General features: G+C 58.5%; 18 protein-coding genes. 13 read left to right on the top strand and 5 right to left on the bottom strand.

Annotated features, from left to right (window positions below):
* Positions 1–28: 28 nt before the first annotated feature.
* From RVM24_RS12785 to hisF, 5 genes are all read left to right on the top strand, one after another.
* Positions 29–490, top strand: coding sequence for an SRPBCC family protein (locus RVM24_RS12785; protein WP_431474136.1), 462 nt, complete (start codon positions 29–31; stop codon positions 488–490).
* 106 nt (positions 491–596) lie between these two features.
* Entirely contained in the window at positions 597–1,190 is a 594-nt protein-coding gene (gene hisB, locus RVM24_RS12780) for an imidazoleglycerol-phosphate dehydratase HisB (protein ID WP_058090483.1), read from the top strand.
* 27 nt (positions 1,191–1,217) lie between these two features.
* Positions 1,218–1,856 (top strand): imidazole glycerol phosphate synthase subunit HisH, encoded by a 639-nt coding sequence (hisH, locus tag RVM24_RS12775; protein ID WP_138435463.1) that lies wholly within the window; start codon positions 1,218–1,220, stop codon positions 1,854–1,856.
* A gap of 176 nt (positions 1,857–2,032) precedes the next feature.
* Entirely contained in the window at positions 2,033–2,770 is a 738-nt protein-coding gene (gene hisA / locus RVM24_RS12770) for a 1-(5-phosphoribosyl)-5-[(5-phosphoribosylamino)methylideneamino]imidazole-4-carboxamide isomerase (protein WP_152439019.1), read from the top strand.
* Positions 2,771–2,779: 9 nt separating this feature from the next.
* Positions 2,780–3,553 carry an imidazole glycerol phosphate synthase subunit HisF gene (gene hisF / locus RVM24_RS12765; protein ID WP_072676352.1) on the top strand — a complete coding sequence of 258 codons (774 nt, stop codon included), beginning with the start codon at positions 2,780–2,782 and terminating at the stop codon, positions 3,551–3,553.
* Here the strand turns inward: hisF and RVM24_RS12760 are convergent.
* The 4 genes from RVM24_RS12760 to gpmI all read right to left on the bottom strand — a co-directional run bounded on the left by RVM24_RS12760 (position 3,550) and on the right by gpmI (position 8,551).
* Positions 3,550–4,329 carry a divergent polysaccharide deacetylase family protein gene (locus RVM24_RS12760; protein WP_152439683.1) on the bottom strand — a complete coding sequence of 260 codons (780 nt, stop codon included), beginning with the start codon at positions 4,327–4,329 and terminating at the stop codon, positions 3,550–3,552. The genes hisF and RVM24_RS12760 overlap by 4 nt on opposite strands.
* A 35-nt stretch (positions 4,330–4,364) precedes the next feature.
* Positions 4,365–5,759, bottom strand: a complete 1,395-nt coding sequence (locus RVM24_RS12755) for a S41 family peptidase (protein WP_431474135.1) — start codon at positions 5,757–5,759, stop codon at positions 4,365–4,367.
* A gap of 87 nt (positions 5,760–5,846) precedes the next feature.
* Positions 5,847–6,950, bottom strand: a complete 1,104-nt coding sequence (locus RVM24_RS12750) for a murein hydrolase activator EnvC family protein (protein ID WP_431475406.1) — start codon at positions 6,948–6,950, stop codon at positions 5,847–5,849.
* A gap of 53 nt (positions 6,951–7,003) precedes the next feature.
* Positions 7,004–8,551: a 2,3-bisphosphoglycerate-independent phosphoglycerate mutase gene (gene gpmI / locus RVM24_RS12745; protein ID WP_431474134.1), complete on the bottom strand. Its 1,548-nt coding sequence runs from the start codon at positions 8,549–8,551 to the stop codon at positions 7,004–7,006.
* A 217-nt stretch (positions 8,552–8,768) separates the two neighbouring features.
* Between gpmI and RVM24_RS12740 the strand changes: the two genes are divergently transcribed.
* The 8 genes from RVM24_RS12740 (at position 8,769) to RVM24_RS12705 (ending at position 16,890) form a co-directional block, all read left to right on the top strand.
* Positions 8,769–9,185 carry a rhodanese-like domain-containing protein gene (locus RVM24_RS12740; protein WP_106694646.1) on the top strand — a complete coding sequence of 139 codons (417 nt, stop codon included), beginning with the start codon at positions 8,769–8,771 and terminating at the stop codon, positions 9,183–9,185.
* Positions 9,186–9,317: 132 nt separating this feature from the next.
* Complete coding sequence (gene secB / locus RVM24_RS12735) at positions 9,318–9,815, top strand: protein-export chaperone SecB (RefSeq protein ID WP_058090491.1); 498 nt, start codon at positions 9,318–9,320, stop codon at positions 9,813–9,815.
* A gap of 139 nt (positions 9,816–9,954) precedes the next feature.
* Positions 9,955–11,958 carry a TonB-dependent receptor plug domain-containing protein gene (locus RVM24_RS12730; protein ID WP_431474133.1) on the top strand — a complete coding sequence of 668 codons (2,004 nt, stop codon included), beginning with the start codon at positions 9,955–9,957 and terminating at the stop codon, positions 11,956–11,958.
* Between the two features lie 37 nt (positions 11,959–11,995).
* Entirely contained in the window at positions 11,996–13,120 is a 1,125-nt protein-coding gene (locus tag RVM24_RS12725) for an HmuY family protein (RefSeq protein ID WP_431474132.1), read from the top strand.
* A 3-nt stretch (positions 13,121–13,123) separates the two neighbouring features.
* Positions 13,124–14,197 carry a hemin-degrading factor gene (locus RVM24_RS12720; protein WP_431474131.1) on the top strand — a complete coding sequence of 358 codons (1,074 nt, stop codon included), beginning with the start codon at positions 13,124–13,126 and terminating at the stop codon, positions 14,195–14,197.
* Positions 14,194–15,048, top strand: coding sequence for a heme/hemin ABC transporter substrate-binding protein (locus RVM24_RS12715; protein ID WP_068351437.1), 855 nt, complete (start codon positions 14,194–14,196; stop codon positions 15,046–15,048). The genes RVM24_RS12720 and RVM24_RS12715 overlap by 4 nt, the downstream gene beginning before the upstream one ends.
* Positions 15,038–16,075 (top strand): FecCD family ABC transporter permease, encoded by a 1,038-nt coding sequence (locus tag RVM24_RS12710; RefSeq protein WP_431474130.1) that lies wholly within the window; start codon positions 15,038–15,040, stop codon positions 16,073–16,075. The genes RVM24_RS12715 and RVM24_RS12710 overlap by 11 nt, the downstream gene beginning before the upstream one ends.
* The gene (locus RVM24_RS12705) at positions 16,075–16,890 is read left to right on the top strand and encodes a heme ABC transporter ATP-binding protein (RefSeq protein ID WP_061332977.1); all 816 of its coding nucleotides are present in this window, start codon (positions 16,075–16,077) and stop codon (positions 16,888–16,890) included. The genes RVM24_RS12710 and RVM24_RS12705 overlap by 1 nt, the downstream gene beginning before the upstream one ends.
* Here the strand turns inward: RVM24_RS12705 and trmL are convergent.
* Positions 16,848–17,312, bottom strand: coding sequence for a tRNA (uridine(34)/cytosine(34)/5-carboxymethylaminomethyluridine(34)-2'-O)-methyltransferase TrmL (gene trmL, locus RVM24_RS12700; protein ID WP_061332976.1), 465 nt, complete (start codon positions 17,310–17,312; stop codon positions 16,848–16,850). The genes RVM24_RS12705 and trmL overlap by 43 nt on opposite strands.
* Positions 17,313–17,316 lie beyond the last annotated feature (4 nt).

The raw sequence follows: 17,316 nt of genomic DNA, 5'->3' as shown, positions 1-17,316 counted from the left end.
GATAAATAAGCACAAGAAGGAGTCGGCTGTGGCCATTACCGTATCGATTGAGCTGAACCGGGACCTGGAGATTCCGGCAGGCTATAACGAAGTATTCGATCTGTTGGCAGACGTCCCCAAATCTGCCAGCCACTTCCCGAAAGTAGACAAACTGATTGACCTCGGTGGTAACGCCTACCGCTGGGAAATGGAAAAAGTGGGTGTCGACAAGCACGCCATCCAGTCTGTGTATGCCTGCACTTATCACGCAGACAAAGACAACGGAAAGATCACCTGGGAGCCGGTAAAAGGCGAAGGTAACGGCGTGGTCAGCGGTGCCTGGACACTCACTGCCAACGGCGACAACTCAACCAAGGTACGTTTCCAGACCAGCGCCCAACTGACAGTACCCCTGCCCAGCCTGCTCAAGCTGGCCATCAGCCCGGTCATCAAGCACGAGTTCAACAGCCTTGTAGACACCTATATGAACAACCTGAAGAACGCGTTCTGAGCTATCAGTGCGATTGATGCGGTTGCGGGACTCCGGCTGTGTTAACAGGTATAATCTGCGAATCGAATGTTTACAGTAGCAAGCCTGTTTTCTAGACGGAGTCTCCATGGCTGAACGCAAGGCTCGGGTAGAGCGAAATACCCTTGAAACCCAGATCTCTGTCGAGATCAACCTCGATGGCACCGGCAAAGCCTGCTTTGACACCGGCGTGCCCTTCCTTGAGCACATGATGGACCAGATTGCCCGCCACGGCCTGGTAGACCTGGACATCACCTGCAAGGGCGACCTGCACATCGACGACCACCACACCGTGGAAGACATCGGCATCACCCTGGGCCAGGCTTTCAAACAGGCCGTGGGCGACAAAAAAGGCATCCGCCGTTACGGCCACGCCTACGTGCCCCTGGACGAAGCCCTGTCCCGCGTGGTCATCGACCTCTCCGGCCGCCCCGGTTTGCTCATGGACGTACCCTACACCCGCGCCAGCGTGGGCGGGTTTGATGTCGACCTGTTTGCAGAGTTCTTCCAGGGCTTCGTCAACCACTCCATGGTGACCCTGCACATCGACAACCTGAAGGGCAAGAACACCCACCACCAGATCGAAACCGTGTTCAAAGCCTTCGGCCGCGCACTGCGCATGGCGATTGAAATGGACGAGCGCATGGCGGGCATCACCCCGTCCACCAAAGGCGCCCTGTAACCGGTCATCGAAAGGAACAGACACACCATGAAGACCGTCGCCATCATCGACTACGGCATGGGCAACCTGCATTCCGCCCGCAAAGCCGTAGAGCACGTGGCCCCGGACTGCACCGTGCTGGTTACAGACGATGCCGCCAAAATCCGCGAAGCCGACCGGGTGATCCTGCCCGGCGTTGGCGCCATCCGCGACTGCATGGCCGAAATGCACCGTTTGGGCGTGGTTGAACTCGTCAAAGAAGTCTCCCAGGACCGCCCGTTCCTCGGCATCTGCGTCGGCATGCAGGCCTTGATGGCCCGCAGCGAAGAAAACGGCGGCGTGGAAGGCATCGGCCTGTTCCCGTCCGAAGTCCGCTACTTCGGTGACAACCTCACCGAAAACGGCGAACGCCTGAAAGTGCCCCACATGGGCTGGAACCAGGTGTACCACACCGTAGACCACCCGCTCTGGCACAACATCCCGGACGGCGACCGCTTCTACTTTGTGCACAGTTACTATGCCGAAGCCGAAGGCAACGCCGACATGGCCGGCCGCACCCGCTATGGCGTTGACCTGGCGGCAGCGGTGGCAAAGGACAACATATTTGCAGCGCAGTTCCACCCGGAAAAAAGCGCCCGGGCAGGCCTGCAGTTGCTGGAAAACTTCACGAACTGGACTGGAAAGTAAGCAGGCAAGCACATAGTAGCGCTCTGGGGCAGGGAGGCCTTTCAGGGACTGTCTGCAGCAGGGATGCTGCAGTCAAGCGTACAGGGATGTATTCACAGCGTGTCCCTGAAAGGCCTCCCTGCTCCAGAGTGCGAGCGCCAAACTCCTTGCCCAGCTTTCTAATTAGGAAGAACAAAATGCTAATCATCCCCGCTATCGATCTAAAAGACGGCAAATGCGTAAGACTGCGCCAGGGCCGCATGGAAGACTCCACCGTATTCGGTGACGACCCCGTCGACATGGCCACCAAATGGGTCAACGCCGGCGCCCGCCGCCTGCACCTGGTCGACCTCAATGGCGCCTTCGCCGGCGAACCGGTCAACGGCGAAATTGTCAAAGCCATTGCGGTAAAGTACCCGAACCTGCCCATCCAGATCGGCGGCGGTATCCGCTCCGCCGAAACCATCGAAGCCTACCTCAAGGCCGGCGTGCAGTGGGTCATCATCGGCACCAAGGCCGTTAAAGAGCCCGAATTCGTCACCGAAATGTGCAAAGAATTCCCCGGCCACATCATCGTCGGCCTGGACGCAAAAGACGGCCGCGTAGCCACCGACGGCTGGGCTGAAGTCTCCGAAGTCATGGCGGTAGACCTCGCCAAGCGCTTCGCCAACGACGGCGTATCCTCCATTGTTTATACCGACATCGCCCGCGACGGCATGATGCAGGGCGTGAATGTGGAAGCCACTGCCAAACTGGCGGAAGAGGGCGGTATCCCGGTTATTGCCTCCGGCGGCGTCACCAACATGGACGACCTCAAGCGTCTGGCCACCGTGGCTGACAAAGGCGTGATCGGCGCCATCACCGGCCGTGCCATCTACGAAGGCACCCTGGATGTGGCCGAAGCGCAAGCCTACTGCGACAGCCTGAAAAACTGAGGACAGATCATGGCACTGGCAAAACGCATCATCCCCTGCCTGGACGTCGACAAAGGCCGCGTGGTTAAAGGCGTCAACTTTGTCGATATCCGCGATGCCGGCGATCCTGTTGAAGTGGCCCGACGCTACAACGAACAGGGCGCGGACGAAATCACCTTCCTGGACATCACCGCCAGCAGTGAAAGCCGCGACACCACCTACGAAACCGTAGAGCGCATGGCGGCAGAAGTGTTTATCCCGCTGACCGTGGGCGGCGGTGTGCGCACTGTAGACGACATCCGCAAGCTGCTGAATGCCGGTGCCGACAAGGTGTCTATCAACACTGCGGCGGTATTCAATCCGGAATTCGTGAAGGAAGCTGCCGAACGTTTCGGTCGCCAGTGCATTGTGGTTGCCATTGACGCCAAGCGAGTGAGTGCAGAAGGCGAGGAGCCACGCTGGGAAATTTTTACCCATGGTGGCCGTAAGCCCACCGGCCTGGATGCCGTTGAATGGGCCAAAAAGATGGTGGATCTGGGGGCGGGTGAACTGCTGCTGACCAGCATGGACCGCGACGGCACCAAGATCGGTTTTGATCTGGGGCTGACACGAGCCATCAGTGATGCCGTGGCGGTGCCGGTGATTGCCTCAGGTGGTGTGGGTGAGCTGCAGCATCTGGCGGATGGTGTTACTCAGGGTGGTGCCGATGCGGTACTGGCAGCCTCCATCTTCCACTTCGGCCAGCACACCATTCCCGAGGCCAAGGCCTTTATGAAGGCACAGGGTATCGAAGTTCGGGATTAATCCCCTTTAGCGTAGGCAGGCCGAATGGCCTGCTTCTCGCCTTCCGCAAACATCTCCCGGTTGCCATTACGCATGGCCCAGATGCCGCTCACGGTCGCGACGGCTATGCCCTGTTCATCCAGTTTCGGCAAGTGCTTCTCCAGATAATCCACAGTCACTTTGTGAGGGTGGCCGATGCCGATGGCCGTGCCTTTTTCTTTGGCGGTTTTGATCAGAAGCTGGAACTGCTGGTCCACAAACTCTTCGGTTTGTTCGTGGTCCAGGAATACGTCCCGGGTCAGGCTGGGAATCTGGTAGGCCTGTGCCACTTGCCCTGCGATTGAGTTGGCGATGGTACGGCTGTCAACAAAATACACCGGGTATCGGTAAAGCTCCTTCATCACCCAGTCCATAGGCTGCAATTGCTGGGTAAGCAGGCTGCCCATGTGGTTGTTCACCCCGCTGACATGGGGAATGGACTGCAGCGAGCGCCTCAGAGTTTTGGTGAGGGTCGCTTCGTCCATATCCGGTGTCAGCCCCCCGGGCCCCAGCCCAAAGTGCCGGGTGTTGGCCATCGGCGCATGCAGCATGATTTCCTTGTTCTGCTGATAGGCGAGCTTGGCGAGAGAGGTAGTGTGTTTGCGGAAGGGCAGGAAGGCCAGTGTCAGCGGCTGTTCCATCTGCGCCAGCCGCTGCCCTTCGTACAGGTTATGGCCCATATCATCGATGATAATAGCAATCGTCGGGGGATACTGATCTCCCCCGGGGCTCGCGGCAAAGACTGCCGGCCCGACCATCAAGCCGGCCAGCAGAATAACGGTTTTCAATAGCCTCACTGATTTTTGCCCTGATCCCGCCGGTTGAGAATGTTCATACCTTTCAGTAGGTTCAGCGCGGAACGCAGCTGGTAATCGCGCTCAGCTGCAGAAGCCGGAGTTTCGGCTTGCTGTTGCCGTTCCAGGCGTTCCTGTTCCTCATCCTGACCTTGCAGGTGGCCGCTCAGGTCTGCCTCGGTAAAGAAGGGACGTCCGTCAAGTTCGGTCAGCTCGGCGGGGCGAACTTCGATGTCTGGCTTGATGCCGGTGGCCTGGATCGAGCGGCCTTCCGGTGTGTAGTAGCGGGCGGTGGTCATCTTGATGGCGTGGGTCTCATCCAGCGGAATGACAGTTTGCACACTACCTTTACCAAAAGATTTGGTGCCCATGACTACTGCCCGGCCGTGGTCCTGCAGCGCACCGGCCAGGATCTCGGAGGCGGAGGCCGAGCCACCGTTGATCAGAACAACGATGGGGGTGCCTTCCATAATGTCGCCGGCTTTGGCGCTGAAGCGAAGCCGCGAGCTCTGGATGCGCCCCTCGGTGTAAACAATCAGCCCTTCATCCAGCAAGGCGTCTGCGGTTTCGACGGCTGCCTGCAATACGCCGCCGGGATTGTTGCGAACGTCGATAATCAGGCCATCCAGGTCGCCGCCATATTCTTCTTCCAGTTTGGTCAGGGCCTGGCGGAACTGCCGTCCTGTTTCGGCCTGGAACTGGGTAATCCGCACATAGCCGTAACCGTTTTCAATCATCCGGGATTTAACGCTGGTTACCTTGATGACATCGCGGGTAACGTCGATCTCGATCGGGGCGCTCTCGCCTTCCCGCATGATGGTCAGGGTCAGTACCGTGCCCGGTTTGCCGCGCATGAGTTTCACGGCTTCCTCAAGCGACATGCCTTTGACCGGCTTTTCGTCCAGTTTGATGATCAGGTCACCTGCCAGTACGCCGGCTTTGTGAGCGGGGGTGTCGTCAATGGGTGCAATGACTTTTACAAAGCCGTTTTCCATACCCACTTCAATGCCCAGACCGCCAAACTCACCGGAGGTGCTTTCTTCCAGTTCCTCGTAATCCTTGGGTGCAAGGTAGGTGGAGTGGGGGTCCAGATCAGACAGCATGCCTTTGATGGCGCTTTCGAGGAGTTTGCGGTCTGACACTTCTTCCACGTAGGCGGCTTTAATGCGGCTGAAGACTTCGGTGAACTTCCTCAGGTCATCCAGGGGCAGTTGTTCTTCCGGGTCAGGGAGCTGAATCTGTACCCGCTCGCCGTTCTGGATGCCTTCCAGAATCTGCTGGGTCTGGGCTTCCTGGTCTTGTGCCAGGGCCAGTCCGGGGGCGGCCAGACAACAGGTCGCAAGTGCGATGGCGCGTAGTGGTGAGATCTGGAGAGTACTTCTAACCCGTTTCATTCACATATCCTGTTGTGTTTCCGCAAGTTGGACCAGCTAGGCTCCCGACAGTATGGCGCCCGGCGCGGTGTTTGTCAGCCCTTTGGTTCAGGGTTTGCCAAGCCAGCTGCGGGGGTTGACCGGTTTGCCGTTCTGGCGCACTTCAAAATACACCGCCGGATCTTCTGTGCCTCCGGTGCGCCCGGCCAGGGCAATGGTTTCGCCAGCACCTACCCAGTCCCCGGGGGCGGTGAACAGGCTGCTGCTATGACCATACAATGTCATATATCCGTCGCCGTGGTCGATGATGGTCATCAGACCAAAACCGCGAAGCCAGTTGGCGAAAACGACGCGGCCGTAGTGCACGGCTTTGACCTCGGCTTCTTCCGAGGTGTTCATGATGAGGCCATTACGGCGAAGCTTGCCGTCGGCGTAGGTTGCACCGTAGTTACTCACAACCCGGCCCTGGACCGGCCATGGCAGGCGGTTGCGCAACGATTTAAAGGGGCGCGACTCGTTGGGGGCGGGGATGCTGGCAATGGCTTCCTGAACCTCTTCCAGCAGCCGCTCCAGACGTTTGCGGTCTGCCTCCAGATCATCCCGCTCGCCGCGGCGGGTGCGGATGTCGGCATTCAGGGCCGCCAGGGTTTGCTCGCGCTCCTTGCGGGTGTCCGCCAGTTGCTTCTGGCGCTGTTCAAGGTTGCTTTCGGTTTTCGCCAATTCCACCCGGCTGGCCTGGACAGCCGCGCGGGCGGCTTTGAGTTCCTGAAGACTGGCCAGGAAGGCTTCAAGCCGTTCAACGGTATCTTTGCTGAGATATTCGTAGTAGGTCAGGGTGCGGGCGATCATGCCCGGCTCGATTTCGTTAAGGAGCACTTTCAGAGCTGGTGCATCGCCTTCCATCCAGGCAGCACGTATTTGCTTCTTCAGGCTGTCCCTTTGCTGTTCGAGGGTTTCGGCAAGGTCGTTTTCCTGTTTCTGCAGTTCGCCAAGCCGTTGCTGTTGTTCATCCGCGCGGGTCCGAAGTTCGCGTCGCTCACGGGTCAGGTCGCTGATTCTGCGTTCGGTGGCAACCAGCTGCTTTTCAAGGTCGGACCGGTTCTTCTCGGCGCTGACCAGCCATTTGTCGATAGTGGCGATACGCTTTTTAAGCGCTTCGACCTGGGCCGGCGTGACCTCCTGCTGGGCGTGCAGTGGCGTGACCCCCAGCATGAGGGCCACTACCAGTATGGCGAGCCGCGTGAACACGTATTCCGGCAGCCGGATCAGCTGAAATCGACCAGGCTGTGCCCGGACATTTCCTTTGGCTTTTCGTCGCCCATCAGGGCGAGCAAGGTCGGTGCAATATCGCACAGGCTGCCGTCATCCTTGAGAGTGACCTTGCGGTGGCCGGTATAAACCAGCGGCACCGGGCCGATGGTGTGGGAGGTGTGCAGCTGGCCTGAGTTCGGGTCGGTCATCTGCTCACAGTTGCCGTGGTCGGCGGTAATCAGCGCTTCACCGCCCACCTCGTCCAAAGCTTCCACCACCCGCTGCACGCACTGGTCCAGGCACTCAGCGGCTTTGATGGCGGCGTCCAGTTTGCCGGTATGGCCAACCATGTCGCCGTTGGCGTAGTTGCATACGATCAGGTCGTACTTGCCGCTCTTGATGGCTTCGACCAGCTTGTCGGTGACTTCCGGTGCGCTCATTTCCGGCTGCAGGTCGTAGGTGGCGACTTTCGGGGACGGCACCAGAATGCGGTCTTCGCCTTCAAACGGGGTTTCCAGGCCGCCGTTAAAGAAGAAGGTGACGTGGGCGTACTTTTCGGTTTCAGCGATGCGCAACTGGGTCTTGCCAAGCGCGGCCATATATTCACTCAGGCCGTTGCTCAGCTGCTCCGGCGGGTAGGCGCAGGAGGTTTTGATGTCTGCCGCGTACTCGGTCAGCATGACAAAGTCGGCCAGTGCCGGGTGCTTTCGGCGGTCAAAGCCGTCGAAGTCCTGTTCCACGAAGGTGCGGGTCATTTCCCGTGCGCGGTCGGCCCGGAAGTTCATGAACAGTACCGAATCGCCGTCGTTGATGGTGCCTTCCGGCTGGCCTTCGGCGCGAATGTGAGTGGCTTTTACGAACTCGTCGTTTTCGCCCCGCTCATAGGCTTGATCCAGCGCGGTGAGCGGATCTTCAAACGTGAATTCCGCCTCGCCCAACGTCATGGCGTTGTAAGCGGCTTCCACCCGATCCCAGCGGTTGTCGCGGTCCATGGCAAAGTAGCGGCCCACGATAGTCGCCACCCGGCCAACGCCCAGGGCTTTCATTTTGGTTGCGGCTTTTTCCAGGGACGGGCGAGCACTGCGCGGGGGCATGTCGCGGCCGTCCAGGAACGCATGAATGTACACCTCTTTGGCACCACGGGCCGCGGCAACCTCTGCGGCAGCCAGCATATGGTCCTCGTGGCTGTGTACGCCGCCGGGGGACAACAGGCCCATGATGTGAACGGCCTTGCCATTGGCTACGGCTTTATCAATGGCGTTGCACAGGGCGTCGTTGCTCTGGAACTTGCCGTCTTCAAGGTCTTTGTCGATACGCGTCAGGCTTTGATAGACCACTCGGCCGGCACCCAGGTTCATGTGGCCTACTTCGGAGTTGCCCATCTGGCCCTGGGGCAGGCCCACAAACATCCCTGAGGTGTTGATCAGGGTCTTGGGCTGATTCTGCCAGAGCTTGTCCCAGAACGGAGTCTGGGCGTTGGAAATGGCATTGTCTTCAGCCGGGTCCCGGTGGCCCCAGCCGTCGAGAATAATCAGTGCAGTGGGCTTGCGCGTCTCGGTCATCATTTCGTCCGGTTGATTGCGAAAGTAACGGATTTGAAGTGGGTCAGATTGTAACCGTTTTCATTTGCGCAGGCCACGTAAGGGCGCACATCGGTATCATGCATTGGCACTATGGTTTGAGGCTCGGGGCTTGCAGCCTGCCGGCGAAGACGCTTGCCTTCTTTGAGTCGTTACGGGTGTGTATAATCCCGCCAAATCAAATTTTCAGGGTAGTTTCATGGACCGCTTGTTTGAATTCGTAGTCAATCATTACATTCTGGTATCACTGTTCGTGGCATTCCTGGTGGCCATTCTGGTGTTGGAATCCCGGCGGGGTGGCACCAAAATTTCGGCTCAGGGTGCCGTTACTTTGATCAACAAGGATGAGGCGGTAGTGGTGGATATCCGGGATCGCAAGGAATTTGGCGAAGGTCGCATTACCGGCTCCATCAATATCCCGTTGAACAGCCTCAAGAGCCGCGCCAATGAGTTAAGCAAGTTCAAAGACAAGCAGATTATTGTGGCGGACAAAATGGGCCAGCATTCGGCCATGGCGGTCAAGCAGCTGAATGCTGAGGGCTACGCCAATGTGGTGCGCCTGAATGGAGGTATCACCGATTGGAGAGCCAGCAATCTGCCGCTGGTGAAAAAGTAACAGGGCTTGATCTGATTGCCGATCTGTCGCACTGTTTCACATTACCTGCCGGGACCACGCAGTAGACTGTTTCGGCTCACGTGACCATAACAACGGGCTGTTGCCCTTTTTACCAGAACGAAAGGACTGATCATGGCTGAGAATCAGCAAGCCGCAGGCACCGAAAACCAGAACCAACCCCAGTTTGCCCTTCAGCGCATTTATGTGAAGGACCTGTCTTTTGAGTCCCCGAATGCTCCCCTGGTGTTTCAGGAGCAGTGGAAGCCGCAGGTGAACCTGGATCTGAATACCGCCCATAACAAGATCAGTGATAATCAGTATGAAGTTGTTCTGTCGCTGACCGTTACTGCCAAGGTGGGCGAGAAAGTTGCCTACATCGTTGAAATCCAGCAGGCCGGCGTATTCATGGTGTCTGGTATTGAAGGCCCGCAGCTGGGTCAGATGCTGGGCGCGTACTGCCCGACGATTCTGTTCCCCTACGCCCGCGAAGCCATCGACGGCATCGTCAACAAGGGCAGCTTCCCGGCCCTTATGCTGGCGCCGGTGAACTTTGACGCCATCTATGCCCAGGCGCTGAAGCGCAAGCAGGAAGAGGCGGCAGGCGAAGCCAAGGAAGAGCAGACTCACTAATCGTTTGGTTTTCTGAAGAGATTTAAAAAACCGGCTGAGGCCGGTTTTTTTGTGTGCGCTTGATATTCATCAATTGGAGGGTTGATCTTTTATGTAAACAAAACAATAATCGTTCGCATTACGATTATTGGTGAGTGATATGTTGAATTCGAAAGCTGATCTCCAGCGGTGGTCGCTGTTCCTTTTGCTTTTGGGAGGTTCCGGTAACACGGTTGCCGAGGCCTTTTACCTGGATGAGCTGGTTGTCACTGGAACAAGAACGGAGCGTCAGTTGCTGGACACTCCTGTGCGCACCGAGGTCGTCACCGCGAAGGAGCTTGAGAGAACTCACGCCCGGAGCATGAAAGAAGCGCTGGAGAACGTGCCCGGGGTTCAGCTGCGGGAGGTTCACGGGAAACCCGGGTATGAGGTTTGGTTGCAGGGAGTTGAGGCTGACCGGGTTCTGGTGCTGATCGATGGTATGCCGATGACGGCGACGACGGGTTCATCCGTTGATGTCAGTCAGTTGGCAGTCCTTGATATCGAGCGTGTCGAAGTAGTCAAGGGAGCTGTGTCTGCTCAATACGGCAGTGCCGGTATCGGTGGGGTGGTTAACATCATCACCCGTCCGCCGGTGTCCGGGTTCTCCGGTCATTTCACCGCCGACGCCGGTACCTATGGCGATCAGAACCCTTCTGGGAGTGACGCCGACCCCGCGCGCTATTCGGCCCGAGCCTCGGTTCAGGGTGGCAATGAACAGCTGGCCCTTCGGTTATCCGCATCACACCAGCATTCCGATGGCATCGACCCGCAGCCAGAGACCTGGGCCCGACCGGGCGATGAATACGACCGAACCGATCTCAGCTTCCGCACCGACTGGTCTCCAAACAGCAACCACCGGCTGAGCGCTGCGGTCGCCCGATTCGAAGAGGAGTCCGGGGCACGGTTTACCGAACGCAACCCGCCTTTTGTTATCAATCAGGGTAAGGATGAAACGGCCACTCGCACCCGCTATACCCTGGCTGGCGACCATGGTCGCGATTCAGATCTGCGTGCCGGTTGGGCCGCTGTCCATGAGACCCTCAACGACGATACCTTGAAATACACGGCCAGCAGTGTCTTTGATGACCGTCGTGCCGAATCTACTCTGTCCCGTTTTTCGGCCCATTTGGGCAAGCCGGTGGGGCTCAGTCATCACTTGCAGGCTGGTGTCGATGTTAACCGCGAAACCCTCAAGCAGACCAAGGACGGCGCTTCCGAGCTGGGTGCTGAGCCTCGCCGAGAGCGTGAGAGCCAGGAGGTCTGGGTTCAGGACACCTGGATGCCCACCGCGAATCTTGAGTTGGTGCCCGGCGTCCGTTTCCAGAATGACTCCGATTTCGGAACCCACACCGCCCCGAAGATCAATGCACGCTACGACCTGATCCGGACCGATTCCCTGACCGGCTTCCTCCGAGGTGGCGTTGGCGCCGGATATCGGGTGCCGAATCTCAAGGAGAGACACTTCACTTTTGACCACAGCCAGCTTGGCTACATCGTGCAGGGGACTCCTGATCTGGAGCCGGAGCAATCCGTCAGCTACCAGTTTGGAGGAGGCCTGTCCTGGAACAGGTCTGCATGGCTGGAAGCGAACGCCTTCTTTAATGATATCGAGCAACTGATCCAGACCTCGCCGGATGCCGAGGCTACCGAGGCGCGGAACGACGGAGTTCAGGTTTTCTCCTATGAAAACCTTGCCGAGGCAAGGACCTGGGGATTCGAGACCACGGCTGGCTGGGAGCCCTCCGAGCACTGGCGACTCACCGCCGGCTATACCCTGACCAGAACCGAAGACGTGGCAACAGGCGATGAGCTTAATCACCGCCCAAGGCATCAGGCGCGCCTCGGGCTGGATGGTCCGTTTTGGCTGCCCGGACTGTCCTGGAGTGCGAGGCTTCGGTACCAGAGTGAAGAGTTCGTGAATGCGGCCTCGGGAACCGAGTCCCCGGGGTATACAACGGCCGACCTGAAGCTGAACTACCGGTTCTCCGACCAGCTTCGATTGTTCGCCGGTGCCGAGAACATCACCGGCGAACAGCGTGATTTTTCCAATACCAGTGAAGATTTCAGACCGGTTGCCGGGCGTTTCCTCTACGCCGGGCTGACGGTTTCCTTTGGCCAATGATGCCCGAACACCCGAAAAACATATGAAGGAGACATCCATGGAAATTTTCGATAACAGGCCTCTGGCCGTTGTGCTGGCCACCCTGGCTCTGACGGCCTGCGGTGGAGGTAGTGACAACTCCATCGCGGAGGACGATACAGATAATGTCAGCAATTTTTCCGAGCAGTTGCTGCCCGCGGCAACGGAGACCGTCTACCTCAATCTGGAAACCGGAGCGATGGTGGAAGACGGTGGCGACTGGCACATTGCCGCCAACCGTTTGAGCTTCAAGGTGAACAGCGGTGCTTCCGGAAGCGGAAGCGTTGTCGGCGCTCTGGCTATTGCCCAGGACGATTTTTACGATGGTAATGGCGACCCCATCGCGAATGTGTTCATCAACGCCACCGCCAACTCAGAGCAGGAGCACTTGCTGGGCATTCTTGAAGAGCCGGCTAGCTGGCAGGAGGATGCCTTTGCCAGTGCATTTGGGGCCTCAGATACCTGGTCTCAATACGATTTCGCCACGGGCGTGATCAGCGAGGCAGACGATGTTGGTTATCTGGTGCGTTCTGCCGAGGGAAATAGCTATGCCCGAATGCGGGTTGTCGACTTCAATTTCCCGACCCGCGAAGGACAAGGTATTGAAGATTTCACACTGGAGTTTGACGTGCAGGCCTCTGGCGCGTCGCAATTCAGTGCCACACCAGTCACTTTCACGCCCCCTGCAGGCTATGACGGCGGCGACGTATGCTTCGATTTTGACTCAGACGCCGTTGTTGATTGTGATACCAGCGACAACTGGGATGTCCAGGTCGGCTTCTCTGGTCGGGACTGGTACCTGAAATCCAACAGCGGTGTGTCTGGCGCCGGGAAAGGCGGGGCCTCCGACCCGATGACCTGGAGCGAACTTGCCGCCAATGACAGCGATCCAGGTGTACCCCAGCTCTACAACACGGACTCAACCGGCGGGGTATTCACGGATAACACCTGGTACGCCTACAACCTGACCAACCAACACAAGATCTGGCCCAACTTCCGAACCTTCCTGATCAAGGCTGAGGCTGATGATCCTGAGTCCACGGTCTGGGCGTTGCAGATCGTCGGATACTACGACCAGAACGGAACCAGCGGACAGCCTACGGTGCGTTGGTTGCCGGTGGAACTTCAGCAAGCCGAGGAGTAAGTCATGCAACAGGCAATAACCGATTCAGTAGGTGTGCCGGACAACCTGCCGGCACGATGGGAAGCCATAAGACAACAGGAGCCAAATCTCAGGATCCGCCAGGTCGCAGACCGGCTTGGGGTCAGCGAAATGGAGCTTGTACGGCTCCGGGAGCGTGATGCCGTCGTTCCACTGGTAAATGAGTTTAGTCAGATCCTTGGGGCCCTGGAGCAGGTCGGACCGGTGATGATTCTTGCCCGCAACAACGAGGTAGTTCATGAAGTTACCGGTTGCTTCAGAGACTTCACGGTCGGCGGCTCTGGAGCTATGGGGCTGGCGGTTGGAGAGATTGACATACGGGTGTTTTTCAAACACTGGGCCTGGGGCTACCGGGTACTGGAGCAGGTGCGGTCTGGGCTACGGGAGAGCCTTCAGTTTTTCGACCAGTACGGCACGGCCATTCACAAGATTTATCGAGTGGACACGACCGATGCTGATGCCTGGGAAAAAATGGTTGAACGCTTTACAGCAGCCCGCCAGGAAGCCTTTAAACCGGTAGGCCGGCGAGAGACATTGAAGCGTTCGTCCCCGGAAACCGTGGATGTTGATGCGCTGCGCACCGGCTGGGAGAAACTCAAGGATGTCCATCATTTTGGAGCCCTGTTAAAGCGTGCCGGTGCTGACCGCCTGACAGCGCTCGAGCTGGTGCGTGGTGAGTGGGCCACGGAGCTCCAGTCAGGGGATCAGAATGTGCTGGATCGGTTGCTGGGATTGCTGAGAGACAACCAATGCCCGGCGATGTTCTTTGTCGGCAATCCCGGGATTGTCCAGATCTTTACCGGGGGTGTCACAAATGTTCGCCGCACTGGCCCCTGGATGAACGTACTGGATCCGGGCTTCAATCTGCACGCTAACACCGACGGTATCAAACGCTGGTGGTTGGTACGACGTCCGTCCACCGATGGCCTGATCACCTCTGTGGAAGCTTTCAATGGAGACGGAGAACTGGTTCTGACGGTTTTTGGTGAACGTAAACCCGGCATTCCGGAATCCGAACTCTGGCGTGAACAGGTCGCAACGCTTGAGGCTTTGTCATGAGGCTGCGGTGGCTCCTGTTCATTCTGATTGGATTGTCGCTGGCATCGGGCTCGGTGTTTGCCGAACCGAGCCGTCTGGTGACTGCAGACGGAGCCATCACCGAAATCGTCTATCGCCTTGGGCAGGAGTCGCGCCTGGTTGGAGTGGATACCACCAGCGGTTATCCGGAGCAAACGGCTGAGTTGCCCAAGGTTGGTTATCTGCGCGCTTTGCCTTTCGAGGGCGTTCTGGCACTGAAGCCGGATATGCTGATTACCTCAGAGCAGGCTGCGCCCGCCAGGAATCTTGAGCGCCTCGCGCGCGCCGGGGTTCGGGTTGCGCAACTGCCGTCGCGGTGGACCGCGGAGGCAGCGCTGGAGCGCATATTGTCTGTTGGCGAGCTGCTCGGGGCAACCGAGGAAGCGCGGGCTCTGGTGGCTGGCGTAGAGGCGGATATCCGCCGGATTCAACAGAACACCGGAAACCGTGATTACCAGCCCAGAATTCTGTTCATCCTCGCTGCGGGCAACCACTCGGTTATGTTGGCCGGGTCGGATACTGCAGCGAATGCGCTGGTTGAACTGATCGGGGCCGAAAATGCTGCCCAGGGTATTAAAGGGTACAAACCGGCCAACCGGGAGGCGATTCTTGCTTCCCGCCCCGATGCGGTGGTGATTGCGGAATCCACTCCGGGCCAGTTCGACATTGCGGGGTGGCCAGAGGTTGAGCGCCTTGAAGCATGGCAGTCCGGGCATCGGCTGGTGGCCGACAGTATGTTCCTGCTCGGCTTCGGCCCTCGCTTGCCGGAAGCTATGGCGGCGCTTAACGATGCCTTGCCCGGCCAAAGGGAAATAGCCGCCAATGATCCGTGACCATTCCGGTCGTTTGCCGTTGGCGCCGGCGCTCTTTTTGCTGGGAGCTCTCCTGGCGGTTGCGGCCCTGGCATCGATAGGTAATGGTGCCTACGACCTTGCACTGATGGATATTCTCAAGGTGGTTGCTGGCCGGGAAGCTTCGGATCCGGTAGCGGCTATGGTTGTGTTGGAAGTCCGGTTACCCCGGTTTCTGCTCGGCTTTCTGGTTGGAGCTGTATTGGGGGTTTCCGGCGCGATCCTACAGGGGCTTTTCCGAAACCCCCTGGCAGATCCTGGCCTGATTGGTGTCTCTGCTGGTGCGTCACTGGCAGCCATTGCCGTTATCGTTCTTGGCGGGACGGCCCTTGGTGGTTGGGTGACCCTGGCGGGACAGTGGGCGTTACCTCTGGCTGCGTTTGCCGGCGGCAGTGGCACCGTCATTCTGGCCTGGCGGATTGCCAGTCGTGCTGGCCAGACCGCTGTGGCAACGCTTCTATTGGCGGGTATTGCCATCAACGCAGTGGCGGGCGCAGCAACCGGTTTGCTGACGTTCTACGCAAGCGATGAGGAATTACGATCCCTGACGTTCTGGACAATGGGGAGCCTTGGCCACGCTGCCTGGGACGATCTTGTTTTGGGCGCACCTTTCATGATCCTGGCTTTAATGGCAGCACCCTGGCTGGCCAGACCGCTGGACGCGTTTTTGTTGGGCGAATCGGTAGTGGGCCACTTGGGGTATCGAACAGCCACCGTTAAGAAGGTTGCGATACTGGTTGTCGGGCTAGGTGTTGGCGCAGCCGTGGCCGTAAGCGGACTGATCGGCTTTGTCGGATTGGTTGTGCCGCACCTGGTAAGGCAGCTGCTGGGAGCGAGTCATCGAGTGGTGTTGCCAGTCAGTGCGCTGATGGGGGGAACCCTGTTGGTTGCGGCTGATGCCATCGCGCGAGTTGTTGTTGCACCCGCCGAGTTGCCCATCGGGCTGATGATGTCTCTGATCGGAGGTCCGTTTTTTCTGGGTTTGCTCATGCGGAGAAAGGTGATGTGATGGTCCTGGAAATTCAGAACTTGAGTGTATCTCTAGCGGGAACGGAGATTGTCAGCGATATCAATCTGACGGTGTCTGCTGGTGAAGTATTGATGCTGCTGGGGCCGAATGGTGCGGGTAAGTCAACGCTTATGAAAGCACTGGCTGGAGAATTGCCGTACCGGGGCCGGATCCGACTTGCAGGCCGCGAACTTGGTGGCTGGTGCCCGGGTGAGCTGGCACGCCATCGGGCGATTATGCCTCAGAGTGTTGAGGTTAACTTCCCACTAACGGTGGAGGAAGTGGTGGCCCTTGGTCGTCCGGCCGCAACCCGCCGATGCGCGGATTCCGTGGCAGAAATCCTGATGGAAGCCCTGGAGATCAAGCATTTGCGGCATCGACTGGTGCCGGGATTGTCCGGCGGGGAACAGCAGAGGTTGCAGCTGGCAAGAGTGCTGGGGCAGATATGGGATACCCGACAGGATCGACTGTTATTGCTGGACGAGTGTACGTCGGCGCTGGACCCCGCGCACCAACAGATGGTGTTGGAGCTGGTAGGCGCAATGGCCAGGGAGCACGGGGTGGCCGTGCTGGCCATCGTCCACGACCTCAATCTTGCGGCTCAGTTTGCAGACCGAATGGTGGTCATGAAGTCTGGCCGCTGCTTTCATGAAGGGGGCTCCAGTGAGGTCCTGACGCCGTCACTATTGAAAGCGGTTTACGGCTATCGGACTCGGGTTATTCAACTCCCTGAGGGCTATCCGCTGGTCATTCCCCTTGCCAGCGGGAGTGCTCAGACTGCGCCGTTGAATCCGGTCTGCCGCCAGGCCTCGTAAACCACCAGGGCGGCGGTATTGGACAGGTTCAGGCTTCGGCTCTCCGGGCGCATGGGTACCCGCAGCCGATTCTGTTCTGGCAAGGCTTCCCGAACGTCTGCCGGCAGCCCTCGGGTTTCTGGCCCGAACATCAGGTAGTCGCCATCCTGGAAAGCGGCCTCGTGATAATGACGGCTGCCTTTCGTGGTGAGCCCGAACAGTCGCGCAGGCTGCTCGGTTTCCAGAAAGCTGGCGTAATCCGGGTGGATCTTCACGGTGGCGTACTCGCTGTAATCCAGCCCGGCCCTGCGCATCTGTTTGTCCTCCAGGGAAAACCCCAGCGGTTCAATCAGGTGTAGCTGACAGCCGGTGTTGGCGCAGAGCCGGATGATATTGCCGGTATTGGGCGGTATCTCCGGCTCATAGAGTACAACGTGCAGCACCGGG

Source organism: Marinobacter sp. KM021, assembly GCF_050707965.1.
GTDB lineage: Bacteria > Pseudomonadota > Gammaproteobacteria > Pseudomonadales > Oleiphilaceae > Marinobacter > Marinobacter shengliensis.
Note: the sequence above shows the minus strand (reverse complement) of the source record. Positions and strands in the feature narration are given on the sequence as shown.